1 protein-coding gene is annotated in these 1,146 nt (G+C 69.4%); it reads right to left on the bottom strand.

The window, feature by feature from the left end; genetic code table 11:
* Window positions 1-105 precede the first annotated feature (105 nt).
* Window positions 106-1,146, bottom strand: a 1,041-nt coding sequence (locus ACE3Q3_RS15080; protein WP_374447444.1) for a TRAP transporter large permease, incomplete at its 5' end; no start/stop codon positions are given.

Genomic DNA, 1,146 nt, shown 5'->3' with positions numbered 1-1,146 from the left:
CGGCGAAGTCGCGGTCGGCGAGGTCGGCGCGGAGGTCGATGCCGGTGAGCCGGCAGCCAAGGGCGTCGGAGAGCGGTTCGACGGTCGGCAAGGCTACCTCCTCCGTCAGCGCAGGAATTCGGGCGAGATCAGGCCCGGCAGGAACAGCGACACCTGCGGCCACAGGATGACGAGGATCAGCACCCCCAGCATCGGCAGCAGCATCAGCATCACGTCCTTGATGACCTCGCCCAGGCGGCGGCCGGCGACGGCGCAGGCGATCATCAGGCACAGGCCGTAGGGCGGCGTGACGAGGCCGAACGCCAGCGACACGATGCCGATCATGGCGAAATGCACCGGGTCGAGCCCGGCGGCGCGGGCGACGGGGTCGAGGATGGTGCCGACGATGATGATGGCCGGGATGGCGTCGAGGAAGCAGCCGACGACGAGAAACGTCGCCGCCACCAGGAAGCCGACCCCGATCGGCCCGAGGTGCCAGGCCTGGACCCCGGACAGGATCTCCTTCGGGATCTGGTAGTAGGCGAGCAGCCAGCCGAAGGCGCTGGCCGTGCCGACGCAGAAGAGCGCGACGCCGGCCAGCCGCCCGGTGTCGAGCAGTGCCGCATAGAAGCCCCGGGCGTCCAGCTCGCGATAGACGCAGAGCGAGAGGACGCCGGCGTAGAGCACGGCGATGCAGGCCGATTCGGTGGCCGTGAACCAGCCGAAGACCTTGCCGCCGATGATGATGCCGGGGGTCGCCAGGGCCGGGATCGAGACGAAGAGCGCGGCGCCGAGCTCCCGCCAGGTCGAGCGCGGATAGGTCGGGTAGCCGCGCACCTTCGCGTAGACGTGGACGGTCGCCATCTGCACGGCGGCGAGCAGCAGGCCGGGCACGATGCCGGCCAGGAACAGGGCGCCGATCGACACCGTCAGGATGCCGCCCCAGACGATCATCAGGATCGACGGCGGAATGATGACCGCGAGCACGGCCGAGACGGCGGTGATCGCGACCGAGAAGCCGTCGTCGTAGCCTTCGCGCCGCTGCGCCTCGATGAAGATCTTGGACTGGCTGGCGGCGTCGGCGGTCGACGAGCCGGAAATGCCGGCGAAGAAGAACGAGAGCACGACGTTGATCTGGGCGAGGCTGCCGGGAAAGTGCCCGACCAT

The sequence above is a fragment of the Allostella sp. genome, assembly GCF_041913585.1.
Taxonomy (GTDB): Bacteria; Pseudomonadota; Alphaproteobacteria; order ATCC43930; family Allostellaceae; genus Allostella.
This window is presented reverse-complemented; position numbering and strand designations above follow the sequence as displayed.